The organism is Solibacillus palustris, assembly GCF_022549215.1.
In the GTDB taxonomy this organism is placed as follows: Bacteria; Bacillota; Bacilli; order Bacillales_A; family Planococcaceae; genus Solibacillus; species Solibacillus daqui.
In genome coordinates this window covers 153,974-175,019 of record NZ_JAKZFC010000007.1, presented here as the reverse complement: position 1 = coordinate 175,019, position 21,046 = coordinate 153,974, and the positions used below count along the sequence as shown (strand labels likewise).

Annotated in this window: 24 protein-coding genes and 1 pseudogene; 20 read left to right on the top strand and 5 right to left on the bottom strand. The window is 36.6% G+C overall.

Annotation, left to right across the window (positions count from 1 at the left end; translation table 11 throughout):
• Window positions 1–36: 36 nt before the first annotated feature.
• From LZ480_RS16345 to LZ480_RS16325, 5 genes are all read left to right on the top strand, one after another.
• Window positions 37–666, top strand: a complete 630-nt coding sequence (locus tag LZ480_RS16345; protein WP_241370615.1) for a hypothetical protein — start codon at window positions 37–39, stop codon at window positions 664–666.
• 235 nt (window positions 667–901) lie between these two features.
• Entirely contained in the window at window positions 902–1,279 is a 378-nt protein-coding gene (locus LZ480_RS16340; RefSeq protein ID WP_241370614.1) for a hypothetical protein, read from the top strand.
• 273 nt (window positions 1,280–1,552) lie between these two features.
• On the top strand, window positions 1,553–2,263 hold the full coding sequence (locus LZ480_RS16335) for a cytochrome c biogenesis CcdA family protein (protein ID WP_241370613.1): 711 nt from the start codon (window positions 1,553–1,555) through the stop codon (window positions 2,261–2,263).
• Window positions 2,264–2,318: 55 nt separating this feature from the next.
• Window positions 2,319–2,699, top strand: coding sequence for a response regulator (locus LZ480_RS16330; RefSeq protein ID WP_241370612.1), 381 nt, complete (start codon window positions 2,319–2,321; stop codon window positions 2,697–2,699).
• 12 nt (window positions 2,700–2,711) lie between these two features.
• On the top strand, window positions 2,712–3,203 hold the full coding sequence (locus LZ480_RS16325; protein ID WP_241370611.1) for a CcdC family protein: 492 nt from the start codon (window positions 2,712–2,714) through the stop codon (window positions 3,201–3,203).
• 118 nt (window positions 3,204–3,321) lie between these two features.
• Here LZ480_RS16325 and LZ480_RS16320 read toward each other — a convergent pair whose 3' ends face one another.
• Window positions 3,322–3,756, bottom strand: a complete 435-nt coding sequence (locus tag LZ480_RS16320; protein WP_332844047.1) for a DUF2621 family protein — start codon at window positions 3,754–3,756, stop codon at window positions 3,322–3,324.
• A gap of 496 nt (window positions 3,757–4,252) precedes the next feature.
• Here LZ480_RS16320 and LZ480_RS16315 point away from each other — a divergent pair, with 496 nt between their 5' ends.
• From LZ480_RS16315 to LZ480_RS16260, 12 genes and pseudogenes are all read left to right on the top strand, one after another.
• A complete protein-coding gene (locus LZ480_RS16315; protein WP_241370610.1) occupies window positions 4,253–4,471 on the top strand; it encodes a DUF1659 domain-containing protein in 219 nt (72 codons plus the stop codon).
• 31 nt (window positions 4,472–4,502) lie between these two features.
• Window positions 4,503–4,724 (top strand): DUF2922 domain-containing protein, encoded by a 222-nt coding sequence (locus LZ480_RS16310; RefSeq protein ID WP_241370609.1) that lies wholly within the window; start codon window positions 4,503–4,505, stop codon window positions 4,722–4,724.
• 195 nt (window positions 4,725–4,919) lie between these two features.
• Complete coding sequence (locus tag LZ480_RS16305) at window positions 4,920–5,066, top strand: YvrJ family protein (RefSeq protein ID WP_241370608.1); 147 nt, start codon at window positions 4,920–4,922, stop codon at window positions 5,064–5,066.
• Between the two features lie 106 nt (window positions 5,067–5,172).
• A complete protein-coding gene (locus tag LZ480_RS16300; protein WP_241370607.1) occupies window positions 5,173–5,775 on the top strand; it encodes an SCO family protein in 603 nt (200 codons plus the stop codon).
• Between the two features lie 221 nt (window positions 5,776–5,996).
• The gene (locus LZ480_RS16295) at window positions 5,997–9,380 is read left to right on the top strand and encodes a hypothetical protein (protein ID WP_241370606.1); all 3,384 of its coding nucleotides are present in this window, start codon (window positions 5,997–5,999) and stop codon (window positions 9,378–9,380) included.
• 115 nt (window positions 9,381–9,495) lie between these two features.
• The gene (locus LZ480_RS16290; RefSeq protein WP_241370605.1) at window positions 9,496–10,116 is read left to right on the top strand and encodes a LysE family translocator; all 621 of its coding nucleotides are present in this window, start codon (window positions 9,496–9,498) and stop codon (window positions 10,114–10,116) included.
• A 208-nt stretch (window positions 10,117–10,324) separates the two neighbouring features.
• Complete coding sequence (locus tag LZ480_RS16285; RefSeq protein WP_241370604.1) at window positions 10,325–10,777, top strand: HIT family protein; 453 nt, start codon at window positions 10,325–10,327, stop codon at window positions 10,775–10,777.
• Complete coding sequence (locus LZ480_RS16280) at window positions 10,770–11,582, top strand: protein phosphatase 2C domain-containing protein (RefSeq protein ID WP_241370603.1); 813 nt, start codon at window positions 10,770–10,772, stop codon at window positions 11,580–11,582. Before LZ480_RS16285 ends, LZ480_RS16280 begins: the two co-directional genes overlap by 8 nt.
• An 87-nt stretch (window positions 11,583–11,669) precedes the next feature.
• Window positions 11,670–11,956 (top strand): annotated as a pseudogene (locus LZ480_RS16275) (nitroreductase family protein); the annotation flags it as partial.
• A gap of 356 nt (window positions 11,957–12,312) precedes the next feature.
• A complete protein-coding gene (locus LZ480_RS16270; RefSeq protein WP_241370602.1) occupies window positions 12,313–13,170 on the top strand; it encodes a RhaT/GlcU family sugar-proton symporter in 858 nt (285 codons plus the stop codon).
• Between the two features lie 15 nt (window positions 13,171–13,185).
• Entirely contained in the window at window positions 13,186–13,971 is a 786-nt protein-coding gene (gene gdh / locus LZ480_RS16265) for a glucose 1-dehydrogenase (RefSeq protein WP_241370601.1), read from the top strand.
• A gap of 586 nt (window positions 13,972–14,557) precedes the next feature.
• On the top strand, window positions 14,558–14,941 hold the full coding sequence (locus tag LZ480_RS16260; protein WP_241370600.1) for a YkvA family protein: 384 nt from the start codon (window positions 14,558–14,560) through the stop codon (window positions 14,939–14,941).
• Between the two features lie 177 nt (window positions 14,942–15,118).
• Here the strand turns inward: LZ480_RS16260 and LZ480_RS16255 are convergent, their stop codons facing one another.
• The 4 genes from LZ480_RS16255 to LZ480_RS16240 form a co-directional block, all read right to left on the bottom strand.
• The gene (locus tag LZ480_RS16255; protein WP_241370599.1) at window positions 15,119–16,195 is read right to left on the bottom strand and encodes a copper resistance D family protein; all 1,077 of its coding nucleotides are present in this window, start codon (window positions 16,193–16,195) and stop codon (window positions 15,119–15,121) included.
• A 2-nt stretch (window positions 16,196–16,197) separates the two neighbouring features.
• Window positions 16,198–16,743, bottom strand: coding sequence for a copper resistance CopC family protein (locus LZ480_RS16250; RefSeq protein ID WP_241370598.1), 546 nt, complete (start codon window positions 16,741–16,743; stop codon window positions 16,198–16,200).
• Window positions 16,744–16,969: 226 nt separating this feature from the next.
• Window positions 16,970–17,920, bottom strand: a complete 951-nt coding sequence (locus tag LZ480_RS16245; RefSeq protein WP_241370597.1) for a hypothetical protein — start codon at window positions 17,918–17,920, stop codon at window positions 16,970–16,972.
• A gap of 15 nt (window positions 17,921–17,935) precedes the next feature.
• The gene (locus tag LZ480_RS16240; protein ID WP_241370596.1) at window positions 17,936–18,433 is read right to left on the bottom strand and encodes an RNA polymerase sigma factor; all 498 of its coding nucleotides are present in this window, start codon (window positions 18,431–18,433) and stop codon (window positions 17,936–17,938) included.
• A 313-nt stretch (window positions 18,434–18,746) separates the two neighbouring features.
• On the opposite strand from LZ480_RS16240, the gene LZ480_RS16235 reads away from it, so the two are divergent.
• From LZ480_RS16235 to LZ480_RS16225, 3 genes are all read left to right on the top strand, one after another.
• Window positions 18,747–19,163, top strand: a complete 417-nt coding sequence (locus LZ480_RS16235) for a hypothetical protein (protein WP_241370595.1) — start codon at window positions 18,747–18,749, stop codon at window positions 19,161–19,163.
• Window positions 19,164–19,637: 474 nt separating this feature from the next.
• Complete coding sequence (locus tag LZ480_RS16230; protein ID WP_241370594.1) at window positions 19,638–20,006, top strand: rhodanese-like domain-containing protein; 369 nt, start codon at window positions 19,638–19,640, stop codon at window positions 20,004–20,006.
• Between the two features lie 11 nt (window positions 20,007–20,017).
• Window positions 20,018–20,755, top strand: coding sequence for an alpha/beta hydrolase (locus LZ480_RS16225; protein WP_241370593.1), 738 nt, complete (start codon window positions 20,018–20,020; stop codon window positions 20,753–20,755).
• Window positions 20,756–21,046: the final 291 nt, after the last annotated feature.

Here is a 21,046-nt window from a genome sequence, read left to right as displayed (position 1 = left end):
TAATTTACGACATATCTTTTTAACAGGAGGCATCGTATGTTAAAAAAGATATGGATTGCTATTGTAATATTCATATTGAGCTTAATCTTATTGTACTTGTTGAAAGTCCCGTCTGAATTAGATGCTCATGAAGTCATTCAAAAACCATTCATTTCTTTAGAACAAGCTACATTAAATATGATAGCTGAAACACTACATGAACGGTATGTAGGTGTTGACGTGAAAACCACCTCAAACAATCAATTGGTGATCCAAGTAGTGGGGGATGAAGCGTATTTCAATTCTGTTAAAGCGGACATGGAATCGCTCGTAAGAAGTGAAATCAAAAGCACGGTTTTAAAGGATTACAGTATTGTTTTAAACAGATTTAATTGGATTAGCGATTTAAGTGGAGGTATCAACAAAGAAGCTCATCAGATGCTCGAAACGTTAATAATCGGTCTTAAAGATTACCAAGAAATAGATTATATTAGTACAGTACAGCAGCAACACATTATCATTCAAACGTCCTTAAAAGGTTCGGATAAACATGCACAAAAGGTAGCGTTGGAAATAGAGCAGAAAGCGAAGCAACTCTTAAATTCAATGGAACTAAAATTATCATCCATTGGTGATTCTTTTAGTATAAAAATCGTGAATGTCGAAGGATTTGAAATCAATAGCTAGTTTAATCGTTGAATTGAACCAATGTAAAAAATGCGTTCCAAAAATAAAAATTTGGAACTACTTACTAAAGCCAAAAAACACTTTTATTGTCGTGTTTTTTGGCTTTTTGCATGTAAGCTGTTCTATTCAGTTATTTGGAAGCGCAAGATATATGACCTCTTTACATTTCATACACCAATCTTGTTTTAAATACATAAAATGCAGGGAATAGTAAACTAAAAAGTAGGTGAAGGGCTTGCAAATAGCATTAAAATATTTTCGTCAAACGCATCATGAATATTTGTGGCTCCATTTTTTAGTCGGGGTTGTGCTAATTTTTACATCCGTATTTTGGTTTATCGTACCTTACTTCATCATTAGCTATGGCAAGTATTCAATTTCGACATTGCAGCAAGTGATACTATTATTCGCATTGTACACTGTGCCGTCACTGATCATTACGCTCCATTGCTGGTTTATCAATTTTAAAGCTGTTATGAAATGGAAGGAAAATCACCCGGAAGAAAGTTGTTGGCGGTGGCTAGTTCGTTTTCAAACGATCACAATTGTCATCGTTATCGTGTTTACATCGATTATCTATTCGAGCCTCTTTGTAATTGATATGATTCGTTGATTGCTTCTGCAAATGGAGATCTTGTCGCTGTGCTATCTTCGCAAATCAGGAAGTGCAAAAATTGGGGATTATTATACAAAATGCCCCTCAAGTGTTTATAATCCGCTTGATGCGGTGCTCCTGTCGCTATGCTATCGTCGCAAATCAATCCCCAACCTATAACGGAGGTTAGGGTGGGATTCCCTGACAAAAAATGTTCACAAACGAAAAAGGGGTAATGTTTGTGAAAATTTGGTACGATTGATGCATCAATGTGAGGGGGATTTGAGCAGCATGAACACAGATTTAAATGTCATCTTAGCGTTTGGTGCTGGCTTCTTAAGTTTTATTTCGCCGTGCACCTTACCGCTTTATCCTGCATTTCTGTCGTATATTACCGGCATGACGTTAGACGAACTTAAAGGCGAGCGAGGGATGATGCAAAAACGAGCTATCTTACATACTTTATTTTTCCTACTTGGTTTTTCGATTATTTTTATTGCGATTGGCTTTGGTACTTCCTTTGCACAAGAGTTTTTCTGGCAATATCAAGACTTAATGCGCCAAATTGGGGCGATTTTAATCGTGACATTTGGCTTAATGATCGTTGGCTTATTACAACTTGATTTTTTAATGAAGGATCGCAAATTTCAATTTAAACATCGTCCATCGGGTTATTTTGGTTCGGTATTAATTGGTTTAGCATTTGCGGCAGGTTGGACGCCGTGTACAGGGCCGATTTTAATGTCAATTATTGCGCTAGGTGGGACTAATCCTGATTCTGCGATGTGGTATATGCTTGCATATTATTTAGGCTTTGCAATCCCATTCTTTACGTTATCATTCTTCATCTCTCGTATGAACTGGATTCGTGAGCATAGTCAAAAAATCGTGAAAATTGGTGGCTATATTATGATTGCTGTCGGAATTTTATTATTCTTTGATGGACTTACATACATCATCACGATTTTTACTTCAATTTTAGGAGGCTTTACAGGGTTCTAATAGTTTCGTGTGCAATTTCTACGTGTTATACTAAGGAAAGTGGTGTGATTGCTAAATGCCAACAGTTTTAGTTGTCGATGATTCGCTGTTTATGCGTGTCACTATAGGAAATATGTTTAAAGAATGGGGCTTTGAGGTCATAGGTGAGGCTGCAAACGGAAAAGAAGCGGTCGCATTATATGACCAATTAAAACCAGATCTTGTCACGATGGATATCACGATGCCAGTTATGACAGGGATTGAAGCAGTGAAAATTATTGTTGAAAAGGATGTCGAGGCGAAGGTAATTATGGTCACGGCTCTTGGTCAGCAAAAAAAAGTGAAGGCTGCAATTGAAAGTGGCGCGAAGGATTTTATTACGAAACCTTTCCAAGAAGAGCAATTAAAAATGGTTGCATTTAACGTCCTCAACTTAACATATTCCAGTCAACATTAGAGGGGGAATAGGATGTTTGACAACATACCTGCTTACTATTTATTAATAGGTACGACGATAATGGCTGCAGCAATGGGAACATTCGCGTTATTTATTCGCATACGAGCACAAAAAAAGCCAGTAAACGCAAAAAAAATACTCATTCCACCTATTGCCATGTCAACGGGTGCATCGATGTTTTTATTCGAGGAATTTCGTGTTGCACCTCCACAAATTTTAGAAGCAGTAGCGGTAGGCTTAGTATTCTCTACGATATTAATTGCCACGTCAAAATTTGAAGTACGTGAAGGCGCAATTTATATGAAGCAATCAAAAGCGTTTCCTTTTATATTAATTGGATTATTAATTTTCCGTATTATTATGAAAATAATATTTGCTGATAATTTTGATGTAGGCGAATTGGGTGGAATGTTCTTCATATTAGCATTCGCGATGCTGTTACCTTGGCGAATTGGCATGCTCATAAAATACAAAAAGCTTGAGAAATCACAAATTGTTTCATAAAAAGGAGCTGTCCAAAAAGTAATTACTTTTTGGACAGTGCTTCGTTCTTGTATTATTTATCCGCTTTAGGGCGGAGAAAAGGTCTTGTCCAGAAATTACTTTCCGGACAAGACCTTTTTTATGCTTCAAATAAATGATTGTAAGGGGTTGTATCGATTTTCATTTCGTTTAATTTTTTGCGTAAAAACTTATGATCGCGTTTTGGTGAAGCGATAATATAGCCCCGAATGATTAAATCCATATTGATTTTCGTTGCATGTTCAGTTAATGCAATTTCGCCAATTTTGCCCGCAATTTTTTCCTTTGCTACCTGACGAAACAGCTCTGGTACAGGGCTCACTAACTCCCGAAGTAACTCTTTTTCCTCTTCACCCCATAGATGAATCGTTTTATCTAAATAAATATTTTGCCAGTCTAAATCGGATTTGCCATCTTGTTTTGGAAGCGATTTTAAAAACTTGCGGAACATGAAGAAGCCTCCGATGCCCATAAGTCCCACTAACGCAAATACCCAAAATACGATAAACCATAAAAACCAACCTTCTAAGCCCACAATTACTCACCTCTTTTTCTCACTAAAATCTATTATATAATTTTTCGGTGATAGAAAGTATAAATTTTTCAATAATACCCACAAATTCACATCATTAAAGCCACCAATTCGTACGATTTCATGCAAAATGTGCATCACGATCAGTTTGACATGCAATTTAATTCATAAACGCTTGTACAGGTATGTTTACATTGAGATAAAATGAAAAATGTGGTGATTCGAGCATATATTTTGAAAAGCGAGCATATCCACTTTTATTTCGCGCATAAATCCAAAAATCCGAGCATATCTCGTTTGATATCGCGCAAAAACCTCTAAAAGCGCGCGTATTTCACCCAAAGTGGACATGCGTTAGCTCACCTCCTAATGCCAATGTAGAAAATCCCCCCTGTTTCGGTGATGCGTCTACAAAACGAAAAAAAGTCAAAAAAACTTTCACCGACCTTTCCCTTTTTTCAAAATCTAATGACATATATAAGGTAAGGAGGTGATCAACATGAACGATTTCGGATTCTTAAGTTCGACAATCACGGTGTACTACGAAACAGGTCTAGACGCAAATGATGAGCCAATCATCAATGGCTCTACGTACCGCAACGTTTCCAATAATGTCACTGCCGCTCAAATTCAAGCAGTAGCACAGGCGTTAGTCGGTTTAACGGACTACACGTATATTGAAACGGTAAAAACAACAAAAGATCTAGTAGCACAATAAGCTTTGCGACTAGTGGGAGGAGGTGAAGGACATGGCACAAGTATTACAAATGACGCTTGCCAATTCGGCGGGGAAAACGATGACACTTAATGTCGCCAACCCAAAAGCAAGCCTGACGGAAGCTGAGGTAAATGCAGCGATGCAAACGATTGTCGACCAAGGCATTTTTTCACGTGAAGGGTTGTTGTTCAATGTGAAGAAATCAGCGAAAATCGTCGAGCGAAATGTGACAGATTTTGAACTAAATGCATAACCAACGAAGCCGGTAAAGTACAGACTTTGCCGGTTTTTTCATGATAACTTGCATCATCCAGTGTTTGAACCCTGAATGATGCAAGTTCATGGCCCCGGCGGATGTCACAGATTTTTTAGAGGGATTTTTCAAGCATACTTGAAAAAATCTGGACGCATTTACGCCAAGGCGAAAATGATAAGGGAGGGGAATTTCATGGAACAATGGATTGCGCTTGTTCAAGACGTAACGTTTCCAATCTTTATTTCATTTTATTTGTTATATCGAATTGAAACGAAGCTTGAGGCGATTCATACCGCGCTCGTTTCGTTGAATGCACCACGAAAAAACAGTGAATTGTGAAATCCATTTCACAAAATTGCAATGAAAATTTCGAGTATTTGCTATTGTACAACTTGGAAACTTACTTTAAGATGAAGGTAATGATTGGAAGAGTGGAGAGAGAGACATGACAAAACGATTTGCACTAATAGCAACAGTAAGTATGCTGGTGCTTATACTAAGTGCTTGTAGCAACTACCAATTTAAAGCAACAACCAATTTTGAACTAGATAATTTTAATGTACAAGATCATCGTGGTAATCCCGTTTCATTGGATGATTTAAAAGGTGAGCCATGGCTAGCAATGTTCATTTATACGAACTGCCCAGATATTTGCCCTCCGATGACGTACAACATGAAAATGATTCAAGATGAGCTAATTGAAAAAGGGATTGAAGACTATAAAATTGTCGCCTTTACAGTAGATCCGAATACAGACTCAGCGGATGTATTAACAAAATACATCGGAAATTATGGCGTCGCAGATGAATCCAAATGGTATTTATTAAACGGCTATGACCCAAAATTTATCGAGCAATATGCAAAAGGCTCGTTTAAAACAGCGGTTGTTGCACAGACTGAAAACCCTATTCATGCGAATACCTTTTTCCTAGTTGACCAAAACGGTGTCGCAGTGAAAAACTACAACGGCGTTCAATCAGGGAATACCGAGGTGCCATACGACACAATTGTGTCGGACCTTGAGGCATTGATAAAGCAAGGTAAATAAGCAACCATCAACTGTACTCCAATAGGGTACAGTTTTTTTATGCACAAATAGGCATTTTTACTAATCTTTTATAAGATATTTCCGATAATAAATGTAGATTATGAATTAAAACTATTGCATATATCTTTTGTTATCCCAGGTTTTTAGTAAATTCCTTATAATTAACCAAAATGTAGAAGATGTTATGTATACTGAAATGGAAAAGTTAGGAGAGATGTCTTATGAATTACAAGAAAATATTAGCAGCTACAGCCGTAACCTCAGCAGCATTTGTTGTACCGGTGATGGTCGGTGCAGAGGATATTCTACCTATTGAAAAGGATGATTTAATTGCAGCTGGTACATATTCAGTAGGAGATACGGTTAAAGCAGCACTCACAGAAATTAAAACGCCTGCTACAGCTGAAGACGGAACACCTACTGAAACAGTGGATAAAATTGTTTCCTATGAATGGTTTATTGGCGACGCAACAATAGCTAGTTCACAAGCAGCTGAATTCAAGTTGCCTATGCATGCAGAAGGAAAAAAGGTGAAGCTTGTTGTCACAACAGAGGGGCAGAAGAAATATTTTAAAGAAATTTCGGTAGAAGCACTTGGTACTTTAACAGCTGATGTTGGATATGAAGAAGGTATTAATTCACCTCGAGTTAATTCAACAATCACGATGAAAAGTTTAAATATTCCAGATGAAAATGAAGTGATTTCGGGTTATGAATGGTATTTAGTAGATGGAAGTCAATACAAATTATTAGTCGGAGAAAACGCTATTGACTTAGAAATTCCAATTGAATTTTCAGGAAAAGAAGTTCTATTTGTTGTAAAAACAGAATCAGGAAAAGCTTATAAGAAAACTGTAAAAATTGATGAGCTTAAATTTGGCTTAAATCCGGTTACCTATTCAGTAAAAGTAAATGGTAAGCAAACAGAACTCCCACTGACGACTGAACTTTTACCAGGCGATAAGATTCAGATAGACCATTCGGAAATTATTGGGGATGGTGGCGAGATCTTAAGTGCTGAAGATTATGAGGTGCAATATAAATGGGTAGCCTTTAATGGAAATGACAACCAGTTTACTTTGCCAAATGCAACAGGGAAGACCTTTACAATTCCGGTAGATAGCGAAAAGCAAGGGTATAAAAGATTTGAAGTAACGGTAACGATTTCAGTTCCAAACATCGCGACTGTAGATAGTACGACGATTGGAATTGGTACTAGTAACGAACCTATCAAAGATTTAATTGATAACATTAACAAATTAATTGAGTTTAAAAAATATACAGATTTACAAGCTAAAGTAAATGGATTATTAGATTCCTATAATCAGCTAAATGACAGTGCCAAAGCAGCGATTACGAATTATTCAAAGCTAGAGGAATACGCGCAAGCCTTTAAAGTAGTAGAACCTTTAACAAAGGACTTTAGCAAACTTAATTCTGATTATACAAACCTCGTAACGGGTATAGATACGACTATTAAGCAAGCGGAATTATTAAAATCGGTTAATTCATTGCGCCAATCTTTCAATAAATTAACAGCAAAACAAAAGGAAATTTATCATTTATTTGAAGTAGATAATGCTGCCCCATCAATCGCTCAATTGCATGAATGGATTGTAAAAATTGGTGATAATGATATTGATTATGTAACGAACAAAGCAGTCAAGGCATTTAATGATAAAGTTACAGCAGAAATTTTTGATGGCGAGTATAAAATTGTTTTCGATAACGATTCAAATGACTTTGTGGAACTAAAAGCTTTCGAGGAAAAAATTAAGCAATATTTAGACGAGGCAAAAACATTTGATAACGCGTACCAGGCACTACTCAAAACAGATATGTTAAAAATAGCACAAGCGGATGTGAAAAAAGCACGCGAGGTTATTGAAAAAATAAATAAAATTAGCACATTAACTGATAAGAAGAAGGCAAGTGCAATTATTGCCGCAGAAAAGGCCTACAATAAATTAAACTTAGCTCAAGCATCATTAATATCAGTAGATACAATGGAGAAGTTACTAAATCCATTTACGTACGATGAAGAACAGAATCAAGAAGATGCTAAAGAAGCAGTACAAAATCTTATTGATCGAATTAATGATATTTTACCAGTAGCTGGCACAGGTAAAGAGTACCCACTTGATATTGAAATGTTAGAGAGTGAGTTAGATGGAATTGCCATTGATTATAAGCTACTAACTTCTGAACAGAAAAAGCTATTGACAAACTATAAATCCGTAAGCCAAGTGAAAAAAGATGTATCTGCGGCGAAACGTGTAGCGATGTCCGTTGTAAAGGCTGAGGAAGCAGAAGCAGAGGCGACAAACTATGAAGGGGATGAAAACCGTTCAAAGTATATTAGTAAAATGAAATCAGCGCATAGTAAATACAATTCTGCCTATAAAGCCTATACAAAGCTAACAATCGAACAAAAAAGCTTAGTAGATGGTGATGCGTTAAAGAGTGCCATCGCCAGTATTACTGCGATTATTGATGATGAGGAATTTGCTGGTAAAGGTGAGTATGATAGCAGTAAAAGTAGTGAAGTAGTGTCACAGATTGAAAAAATCGCTGAGTTATTAAAGACGGCAGAAAGTACGGCGCTAGCGAATAGTGGTGGCATGAATACGGATGCGGATTTACAGCTGGCGATTAATACAGCAAAATCAATGTATAAATCTTTAAACTCATTCGAGAAAAAATTGGTGCATAATTATGCCCTTATTTCAACAGCATCTAGTCATTTATCGAAGGCGGATTCTGTAAAAAAACGCTTATTAGCTGTGAGCGACGAGAAAAAATTCGCCAGTGCTAAACAATCATTTGATAAGCTACAACCTGTGCAAAAAGGCTTGATTTTTGGAACATATACAGAAGTAAGCGATAAATATTCATCATCAGGTTCGTCAACTTTACAAGAACTTAATGATTTGTTGACAGACTTTTTCGAGGTTGGAAATTATAATATCGTAGAATTTAAAGAGCTTCAAAAGCAATTGCAATATTTATCAACTACACAGCTCAAAACATTAACATATTATAAACAATATCAAGCAATGGAAAAGGATGTAAAAACGGTTGATTCCTTTGTTGCCAAAATGGTGAAGCTTGGTGAGAATCCAACTTATTCACAAAAGGATTCGATTTATAAGAGCTATTTAAAATTAACGCAAGTACAGCAGCAATTATTAAGCACTTACCCTAATACAGATGGAAAAGGTATGTACTCTGAAATACTATTCAGTTGGATGGACGGAGCAACGGGGGCAGCATCTGATTTAAATACTCGAATTGGTGCAATCATTGTCAGTGGTATTTATAATGTTGTCTTAGCTGGTGACTCACCGCTAGCAAAAATAGCCAATTTTGAACAACAATTAAATCAGTTTACGAAAGAATACAAGGCACTGGATTCAAAAGAGCGCAAATTAGTGGTGAACTATTCGTATATTATGAGCGCTGAAAAGGATCTAAAGGCGGTGCGTACGGTAATTCAGTTAGAAAAAGAGCTTGAAAATGCTGAAGATCAAAGTAAACTAAAGCAAGCTATTGATAAGCTGACGGTTGAGCAGAAATCATTATATGACCTAGTAAAACAACCATAGTAATTTTCACCCTAAATGTATTCATGCATTTGGGGTTTTTTTATCTCGTCAAACCCCATCACACTTGTTATAATTCAAATAGTCAGAAAACTTAAAAAGGAAAGTGATGTGAATTATGACGAGTGTGACTTTGTTCATCATCGCCTGTGTGTTACTCATTATTTTACCAGGACCAGATACAGCAATTGTAACGAAAAATACGGTAATCGGAGGACGTAAGGGCGGTATGCAGACGATGATTGGCTCTTGCGTTGGGCTATCCATTCATACGATTGCGGCAGTCGCAGGTTTATCTGCTATAATCGTAAAATCCGCTGTTGCCTTTACAATTATTAAATATATTGGTGCCGCCTATTTATGTTATTTAGGGATAAGAACGCTTATCAGTATGCGTGCAAAGAAAAATCAAGTTGAAGAGGAAGTACTTGTCGAGGCAAAGGGCAATACGTTCTTTAAGCAAGGCTTTATCACGAATATTACTAATCCCAAGGTTGCTGTCTTTTTTTTAACGTTTTTACCACAATTTTTAGCACCTAGCGCGGATGCTTTTTGGTCATTTTTAGTGATGGGCATAATTTATACGGTACTGACATTTGCATGGTTTTTCTTCTATGTGGTGTTACTCGACAAAATCCGCACATTTATGAAGCGCCCATCTACACAGGCCGCAATCGAAATGGTTACGGGGATTGTACTCATTGGCTTTGGAATTAAGTTAGCGTTTGAAAAGGCGTAATTACCTAGCCCCCTAGCAGCGTTCAGCAAAGAGTTCTATAAACGGGGAGAAACACTAAATAACAACCTTATCGGGGACACATTCTCATTTGAATACGTGTCTCCTTTTGTTTACATAATAAGTCGCCCTTCTTAAAGGGAAATAAAAAATGGGGAAATTATCCAAATGTTGTGTTATATTTCTATAAACACTAAAAGGGGGGATTCCTATGAAGGACTGTTTTATTTGCAATAAACATACAGGGAATATCGAAACGTCTGGGGTTATGATTTATGAAGATGAACATGTGTATGTGGGACACATTGATAGAAATGGTCAACCCAACTATTTAGGTCATATTATGATTGACTTAAAAAGACACGTACCTACACTTGCAGAAATGACAGTAGAAGAAGCAACAGCATTCGGTGTCATTATGGCAAGAGTTAGTAAAGCACTAAAAGATTCAGAAAACGCTGAACATATCTATGCACTTGTTTCGGGGAATTCTGTTCCGCATCTGCATATGCACCTAGTTGCTCGTTATCCTAACACACCAAAAGAGCATTGGGGACCGATGGAAGTTTACGATTGGGAGAATGCTCCTATGGGTAGTAACAATGAAGTTATTGACCTTTGTAATCGTTTAAAAACATACTTAGAGAATAACCAATATGTATAATAACATCAAAGATTTTAGTTGGGTTGGAAGTCAAGAAAACTTTGTGGATAGAGAAAATACCCAGTATGTAAACCATATCATTGTGGGGCGATATGGCGGAAATTCAAATGCAGGGCAATATAAGAATGAAGATGGATGCCTTGTATGGTTGAACGAAAACGAGGATTGGGAGTTCGTTATTATTTTAGATGCACATAACACAGCCGAGAGTGCAGAAAAAATAGTAGAATTATTCGAAGAAGAAAAGTTTCAAATAAAGAAGATATTGTCCATGAAAATATCTCAAAATACATTTAAGACGCTAGAAGAAAAAATATTAAGCATGTTTCAATCTAGAGAATTCTTAAATACCTGCCGAAATGTCCAAGGCGAGACTGCTTGCTTAATTGTAGTTAGAAAAGATAAATATATGTGGTGGTTTTCTGTTGGCGACTGCGTTCTTTATTTATTCCATCCAGAATTATCTGCGTTAGGTCAATACCAAATAAATCAAAGACAATTCTATGAATGGATAGGACAAGTCAATACGTTTGAACAAGCAGTACCTTGTTACAGTGTGGGAATAAGAGAGTTAAGACAAGGAGAAAATCGCATTTTACTAACCACAGATGGTCTAATTGAATGTCCAAATGAACCCTATTCAAACCCTAAAAGCATCTATGATTCTTTCGTTATCTCTAAGGAAGAAGAAAGCATAAAAACACTATTTCAAACTATCCAAGAAAACAATGTCCGAGATAGTACTACCATTATTTCTTGGAAAGTAACTATTCTAAAGGAAGTTACTTTGCCGAGTAATCTGTAGTTTAATAAAAAAGATTTAAATGTTAGTTATAATTCTTGTATTTCTTATAATTGGGGAAACAGCAAAATATCGTTATAAATAATATAAGAAGATGAGGCTGTAGTTAAATCACTTCAAGAGCAATTTGCACCCTATGATTTGGTCAGATCAAGCATCAGGTATGAACAAATAGTAGTGTGGGCAGGATTGGAAGCAGAGGGATTAGGAGCGTCTTTACAACATTATAATCCACTAATTGATGATGAAGTAAAAAAAGAATGGTCTATAACTGAAAATTGGAAACTTATTGTCAAATGCCCTTTGGTAATCCAACGGTCACACCAGGTAAAAAAGAATTCCGACCACTTGAAGAGCGAATTAAATTTTTTAAGTAATGAATAGAAATATTTCTAACCAGTACCGTTGCGGAACTGGTTTTTTTATGTATGTAGATACCTTAGAGGGAGGGTTTTCATATGAGAGTCAATTGCTCAATATCGTAACGCAAAAATGTTGTTTTGAATACGAACTCTTTGATTTGGTTCCCATTTAGCTTTTAGTCCGTTTTATATCAATGGTATAAAAGTTTTTATTACGTTTCATATTACTATTGTGTTTCTCTCCTTTAAATGAGAAGAATTAATATTCGTAATAAACATGCAAAGAGCTGTAATACAGCAAGCGAAACATTTACAGTACTGGGCTGAATAGCTAATCAATAAAAAATTTATTATAGATAGGTGAGCAAAAGATGGATATCTTCCTAGCAATTTTACCAGCTCTGTTTTGGGGAAGTATTGTGCTATTTAATGTCAAGCTTGGTGGTGGCCCTTATAGTCAAGTGCTAGGAACCACAATTGGTGCACTTCTCTACTCCATAGGGGTTTATTTTGTAGTTAAACCTGAACTGACACCTTTAGTGTTGGGAGTCGGCATTGTATCAGGCCTTTTTTGGGCATTAGGACAATCTAATCAATTGAAAAGTATTGATTTAATGGGCGTTTCTAAAACAATGCCGATTTCAACAGGTTTACAGTTAGTAGCCACAACTTTATTTGGCGTAATTGTGTTTCATGAATGGTCAACGACAATGTCGGTTATATTAGGTATTCTAGCGCTTATTAGTATTATTGTTGGGATTGTTCTTACATCTCTTCCGAATCCAGAAGAGAAAAAAGAAAACAATCGTGGCAAATTGAAAAAGGGGATTTTAATTCTACTTGTTTCAACATTCGGATATTTAGTCTATGTGGTGATCATACGCTTGTTTAATGTAAGTGGATGGTCTGCTTTATTGCCACAAGCAATCGGGATGGTTATAGGTGGTGTTTTATTAACCTTTAAGCATAAACCATTTAACAAATATGCAATCCGTAATATTATCCCGGGTTTAATTTGGGCTGCGGGGAATATGTTTTTATTTATTTCTCAGCCACGTGTAGGAGTAGCCACAAGTTTTTCTCTTTCCCAAATGGGAATCGTGATTTCAACTTTAGGTGGAATATTTATCATTGGTGAGAAAAAAACAAAACGACAACTTATAGCCATTTTCATTGGGATTATTTTTATTGTCGCTGCTGGAATTATGCTAGGGTTGGCGAAAGGATAAGAAGGAGGATTTTGCATGTATTCAGATTTAGAAGGAAAAGTTATTGTTATTACAGGTGCATCAACGGGATTAGGAAAAGCAATGGCCTTACGCTTTGGCGAGGAGAAAGCAAAAGTTATCATTAATTTCCTCTTAAATGAAAATGAGGCAAATGCAGTTGTTGAAGGAGTGAAAAAAGCAGGTGGGGATGCTATAGCTGTAAAAGGAGATGTGACAGTTGAAGAGGATGTCATCAAACTGGTACAGACTGCTGTGAATAAGTTTGGAACCCTCGATGTGATGATTAATAATGCGGGTATTGAAAATCCAGTAGCTTCCCATGAAATGCCGTTAAGCGACTGGAATAGAGTGATCAATACCAATTTAACAGGTGCGTTTTTAGGAAGTCGAGAAGCAATTAAATACTTCGTGGAGAACGACATTAAAGGTTCTGTTATCAATATGTCCAGTGTCCATGAGAAAATTCCTTGGCCTTTATTTGTGCATTATGCCGCTAGTAAAGGGGGCATTAAATTAATGACTCAAACATTAGCTTTAGAATATGCTCCTAAGGGAATTCGTGTTAATAACATTGGACCTGGAGCGATTAATACGCCTATTAATGCGGAAAAATTTGCTGATCCAGCAAAACGTGCAGATGTAGAAAGCATGGTGCCGATGGGATATATCGGAAAACCTGAAGAAATTGCTGCTGTAGCAGCATGGCTTGCTTCATCCCAAGCTAGTTATGTAACAGGGATTACTTTATTTGCAGATGGTGGAATGACTTTATATCCTGAATTCCAAGCTGGTCGTGGGTAAGTAACAGTAACGAAAATATAATTATATCTCACATTAAGAGCAGTTAATTTTTATAATAATCATTGCTGCGTTCATTTGTTTGGTAAAAAATAGTAAAAGAATAGTGTAAATAAAAAATGCATTGGAAGGCACAACTTCCAATGCATTTTTTATTATCTGTGAAAAAGTAATTCCTGCTTTGCATGACACACATATCACCTAATAAGTGTTGTGACATATCATTCATCAATAGGTTCTCAGCATACTTTTTAGTGTGAATTGTTCTTAAGAAATAGTGGAATCAATTAAGGTTAATCGTATTCTTAAACATTATATATAGTTGCTGTAATAATGGTTGATCTAATTCCTGAACTTAAAGGTAAAAGAGGACTTCTACCATTAAGGACATTAACAGAGTAGATATAAAAACCAGCTCCTGGACTATCTACATATAAAATCGAAATCGGCGTACTAAAGTTTTGATTAGACAATGGATTAACTTTCACTACTTGCCTAATTAGTTGAAAAGGACTTCAATACATAGCTAACAAAATGCTTCAGTTATTGTTATATTGTAAATAAAATAAACTGTAATTAGGTGATAAAAATGTTTGCGAAAATGAAGGCTTGGGCAAGGAATTTAAAAAGACAGATATTTATTCTTTACTATGCTTGTAAAGATGTAAGAGTACCTTGGTATGTTAAAGCATTTACTGCTTGTGTTGTCGCTTATGCCTTCAGTCCGATTGACCTAATACCAGATTTCATACCCATTCTTGGCTATTTAGATGATGTAATTCTTCTACCATTAGGGATAATGCTTGCTTTGAAGATGATACCGAAAGATGTATTAGCTGATTGTGAAGTTAAGGCGGAAGAAATGATGAAAAACGGTAAGCCGAAAAATTGGATAGTCGGCTCAATAATAGTATTGATTTGGGGCGTAATTGCGGTATGGGCTGTTATGAAAATTTATCAGTTCCTAAACTAAAGGGGGGCTTTAGCAGAACAAGGCTGCCTTTAGGGTAGCTCTTTCTATACATATATGAAAAATAGCCCCTTTTTGAACAATCTTGTTCAAAAAAGGGCTATGATTTTCTATAACAATTATCATTTATTGCTATATTTTTAACAATCTTTATTCCAAGTCAACAACTTCTATTATTCGTTATTTAAAAAATACAATCGACATAAAGCCCATGTAAAAGCATAACGCGATCGCAAAGACAAGCGATGCTGCTACAATGGTTGGGAATTTTTTTAGATAACTCACTATGGTCAATACAATAAAGACTGCTGTTAACAGGAAGAACATTAAGCCGATTCCAGTCATTTGTAAATAGGCTCGCATTCCAGCTGCAACGCTATCTTGATAAAATAATTCGAAAAACGGTGAAATGGCTTCGACCGTAAAGTTTGGCGGCTGTTGCTCAGTAAAAATGGCCGTTACTACTAAGATAGCCGCAAGTAATGTCAACTCGATTTTCACCCAAGTGCGTGGCTCAAATAGCGGCTGATTGATTTTTAATTTTATCAGAACTCCATTGGCTAAAATAATGATGGCTAATGGTACGAGTAACACATGCTTAATAAATAAAAATTGTCCATATGTACTTGCCCAGCTTGTCACATATTTAGGGACGATTGCCTCCATCATTAAAACACCGCTTATCGCAATCGATGTAAAGGCAGCAAGTGCAGTAGGGGAGAACCATTGCAAAAAGGCGCTCCAATTTTTCGTGTCCGTTGAAAAATAGCCAACGATTACTAAAATACCAAGCCACACACTGACTGCTAATAAATGTATGAAGTCGAGAAATGAGCCAGCCATACCAGACATCGAACCAGCATGACTAGCATAGCCGATTGCTGCCATGATGGCCATTAGTACGAAAATGGAACATACATAAAGCCAAGTTGCTGCTTTTTTAGTTGCTGAGCGCACAATTACAATGAGCAATAATGCAAATACAAAAATTGCAAGCCAAGCATGCCCCACTTTATATTTCGAAACAATCATCCACAACGAATCTATTAGGCCAAATTGTGGACCTAAAATCGAAAGCAGTTGAAGATTAGGAAGAAAAGCTGCAATTGGAATAATAACGACGCTTAATATGAGCCATTTTGGTGCAATTTGAAAGCCTGGGCGGTATTTTTCCGGGATACAATGCATAATAGATGTACCCATTAATACACTTAAACTTGCATATAAAAGAAACTGACTTACTACAATAAGTGTCATCATTATGCTTTTTTACGCTTTGCTAATGCAACTATACTTATGATTATTATGATGACTAAAAGACCAACTACAAGCATTAACGGAGAATTCGATTTTTCGGCATCCTCATCGTTTACTTGCTCTGTCGTTTCTACAGGTGCAACCGTCTCCTGTTCATCGCTTTCATCTTCTACTTTTTCAGTTGGTTGTTCTACTATTGGAGCATCCACTGTAAAGCCAAATTCACCAGACAGAGGGTGACCGTCTTGACTAATGGTGTTCCATTTTACTGTATAAGTTTCATTCGGAAGTGCAGGATCAAAAGTACCCGTTAAAACACCATCTACAAGTGAAATCGATTGCGGTGTGTATTCTGTACCGTCTGCTGCTACCGCTTTAAACGTACTACCTTCCTCAATTTTCCCTTCAAAAGTAAGCACGATCTGCTGCACGTTTTCTGTTACAGTTGAGCCGTCCTGTGGGATTGTTTCACTGATATACGTGTGTGCCGCTGCGTTTGGCACGAATAATAACAATGCAGCTAAAATCGAAAATAAGAATGTTTTCATATTTAACGATTCTCCTTTCTAGTCAATAATTCCACAATTTACATTGTAGCGAATTATGCGTGAGTTTTCACTGTTTTCGTGTTGAAAACCTATTGCTTATGACAAAATTATGACATTCAAGCACTAACGATTTTCATTGCTAGAAAAAAAGATAAACCAGCAAACTAAGCCCAATACCGTTTACTGGTTCTATTTAATCAATAATTATCACGAAGTTAGTCTAAACTTACTCATTTACCGTTAATGATTTCGCAACCTCAATAAAGCGCTGTACATCAACATTTTGTCTAGATATGATTGGGTTGCGAACGGTGATGAGATAATTTTGTGAAGGTGCTTGCATAATAAAGCGTAACGTACGATCTTCTTCACTATAGTACATTTCAATCCCTAGTTCGTTATTTAAAGGCACATAATTTGATAAATTTTCTGTTGTTTCTACACGCGTATTAATCGTATCAATGCTTATTTCAAATGCTTGCCAATTAGGGAAATCCTTTGTTTCATAGTGGAGCGTTATGGCATCGATTTCATTGATAAGCTGGCCCTGTAAAATGCCATAGTGTTGGTTTTGTTGCTTTGCTTGTGCTTGCAGTTGTTCAATAATTTCCATCATTTGGTCAAGGTCATACTCAGGAAACTTATATAACAGTGTCCCATTTTTTAAATGATAGTTTTCTAAAAGTGTATCCTCTAAATGAATATGCTGAGTAATATCGTTTGGGATTTCATCAATTTTAGTAATTGTCGGGGGATTTGTCAGTTTAAATAAATCTATAATCCCAGTTTGTTCGTAAACCTCAATATCCTTGAAATATAGGAAATGCCCGTCTGGAATTGTTTTTTTCAAATCGGCTATGATCGCATCATTCTTACGGGAAATTTCATCCGCATTAATATGGGCTTTCATGTGCTCTTCTTTAATGTTTGTAATTTCGATCATTGTCCCCTCGTTGCTTTTAAAAAATGTCAGACCCGTATATTCCATTGCGCCAACCGTTGCGACTGCTAGTAGTAAGCACATGCATATGACAAAACTGATTGATAATTTTTTTGCTTTTCGCTTTGTAGGAGAGCAGATGTTTTGAATGAGGTGCTGTTTATTATCAGATTGAATGCGCTCATATTCGCTTTTGAATCGCTCTTCAAAATCGTTAAAATCTTTCATGTTTTTCATGTGATCCCTCCGTTTCTAGAACATTTTTCTGATTTTTTCTTTTAAACGTTCATAACGCTTGCGAATCGTTGGCGCGGGCTTGTCCATGATAGCGGCAATTTCCTCGAAACTATAATTTTCAATAATGCGTAACACCACTAATGCGCGTTCGTCCGGCTTTAGCTGATTTAATATGTTGTGAAGCTGTTCATCCTGCTCATTTTCCACGACATTTACTGTATTTTCAAACTCAATGAAGGGGACAAATGAGAGAATTTTTTTGCGCTTGAGCTTATTCATGCAGTGAAAATAAGCAACTTTATAAAGCCAAGCATTCGGATTATTAATCGATGAAAGATTATTACTTTTCATGGCTTTTAAGAATACCTCTTGCACCGCATCTTCCGCGTCTTCCACATTTCTTAAAATGCTATAGCAATATTTATATATTTTGTCATAGTGGCTCGAAATAATTGTTTCAATATTTTCTAGGATCGTGTTTGATTGGCTTAATGCCATTATTTTTTGCTGCATTTTTTGCACCCCCTTTAACTATATTAGACAATTGGGGAAGATGGAATGTGACATTTTTTTGAAATGAATGGCAAAGGGGATGTAAAGGGGCTTTCATTTGATTAGCATGTCATTTTAGTCAATAAGAAAACGAAAACGGATAGTGTTATTCACTTAACGGTATGATGTGTCCTTCTTATGGGAAAACTGCATATGTGTGTAATTGCAGTTCTTTCGTTCCTTCTATAGTAATAATCTTATTAATAATAAAGGAAGTTCAGTTAAGAAGAACGATGCTTAAAACGGGGAAAATTTATTTAAGAAAGGAAGAAATATGATCGAAATTAAAAGATTATTAGCTACTGGGATTGCATTAAGCGCCATTTTGTTAGGTGCATGTAATGGAGAGTCGAGATTTGAGAAGGTACAAGCAGAAGTGATTAATGAACAAGAGAAAACAAATCTCCCAGTTGCGGAATATACAAACTTTTTAGTTACAGAAGAACAGGCATTAGAAAAAATGATTGCAAATGAGTCAGGTCTTGAGAAAGAATCTATAAGTGTCAATTTAACCCCTATTTCACCGGGTGAAATCGTCAAAATAGTATGTGTAATTTTTTTACCGATTGAGCACAAGCTTGATATGACAATGGAACAACAAATAAAGAATAATATAATGACCGCTGTTTCTGACATTAAAAATGTGGAGCTTAGTGAGAAATATATAATTTTTACAAATTTAAAAAAGTGAATAACTTAATTAATATGTGGCTCATCACCGAAAACTTGGGGTTGAATTTTCCTAAACGGCTTTAGATGAGCTATTGCATGACTGACTTGTGTGAAATATGCTCGGGTTTTCGGGTCTTATGCTCGGTTTTTTTTGTTTTTGTGCTCGGAATTGCGGTGTTTATGCTCGCTTTTTGAGATTTATGCTCGAATCACTATATTTTACCTCTTACCTCAGTGTAAATGTACACGGTCAAGCAAATATGGCTTAAATTGATTTCACAGATAAATGAAATAGCCTTCAATTAATGAGAGCATTGAAAAAGTCCCATAGCCGCAAGGGAGGGTGTATTGGAATGAAATTTCGTTCCGATGTGCTCTCTTTTATTGTATTTTTAAAATAATAGAAGAAATAAATTTCGTGCAGATACTATATTACGATAAGTTTATTTCGTGCTAATATATAGGAAACATACAATAAAGGGGGCTTAACAACATGATTGAAACGATTATACTTCTCGCCATTTGTGCGGCGGTTGTTATTTGGAAAAAGCGTCCGGTAGAAGGGATTCATACGATTTCGACAGATGAGCTACAAACGATGCTACGTGACGACGATAAAATTTTTATTGATGTGCGCAGTGCGCGTGATTTCAATAAAATGCATGTCGCACCGTTTATCAATGATCCAAACGGGCTGGGCATTGAGGCATTACCAATGGATAAAGAAATTGTCGTGATGTGCCGTTCAGGTATGCGCTCACTAGAAACGTGCAAAAAGCTGAAAAAGCTAGGTGTTAAAAAAGTAACAAATGTACGCGGTGGCATTAGTGCGTACAATGAGCGCGGGCTGGACGATAAATAAGGAGTTTTTACATGCAACAGGTTGAAGATATTTATGAACATAACGGTGAGCAGGCCGTGTTATTACTGCATAGTTTTACGAGTAACGCGAAAGAAATGAAACATTTAGCGCATATTCTTTTTGAAGCGGGCTACACGGTCTACGCACCAAATTTAGCAGGTCATGGTGCCGCGCCAGAGCGATTATTCGCTTCGTCAATGGATCAAATCTGGCAGGGGGCTAAGCAAGCATTTGAACATCTAGTAGATGATGGATACAAACAGATTGCCGTCATTGGGCAATCGCTTGGTGGCGTGCTAGGAATGCGCCTTGCGAACCGATACATGACGTGTAATGCATTGGCACTCCTATCATCACCTGTTTTGGAGCGTCCGATTGCCGGTCTAGAAAAGCGTGTAGAATTCTACTCACAGCGTTACCTCCAAAATAATGGGGCAACGGAAGAGGAACTTGAAAATTTTCTAAATGAGCATTTCCCTCGCCCAGCAGAAAAAATGATTGCCCTGCAGCAGTTTATCGTCGGCTCACAGCGCGAAATGAGTGAACTTAAGCAGCCATTGTTTTTAGCAAAAGGGATGCTGGATGAAGTCGTATTTCATGAAAGCATTGACCTGATTGCCAGTGCCGCGCAAAGTGACCGAATCGTAAAGATAAGCTACGAAAAAAGTGGTCATTTAATAACACTTGGTAAGGAACGCGAAAAGATTGCGCAGGATTTAATTGATTTTTTAGCGAATAGGAAAAGATAAATATTTTCAAGGAAATCTACATATGAAAAGACATCATTTCGCGCTATATGGCGCGAAATGTGTTTTTTTATTAAGCGAAGCAGTTGGGGGAGTTAAACATATAGAAAAAGCAATCTTCTTTATCGTTTTCACTAAAATACCAAAATAAAGGCTCATCACCGAAACAGGGGCTTGATTTTCTATGTCGGCTTGGATTCATTCTTTGGCGGACGATCATATAATCGGAGTGCGTGGATACGTGCGATTTTTCAGGATTTATGTGCGAATTCACGCAAGATAAGTGCGAATTTT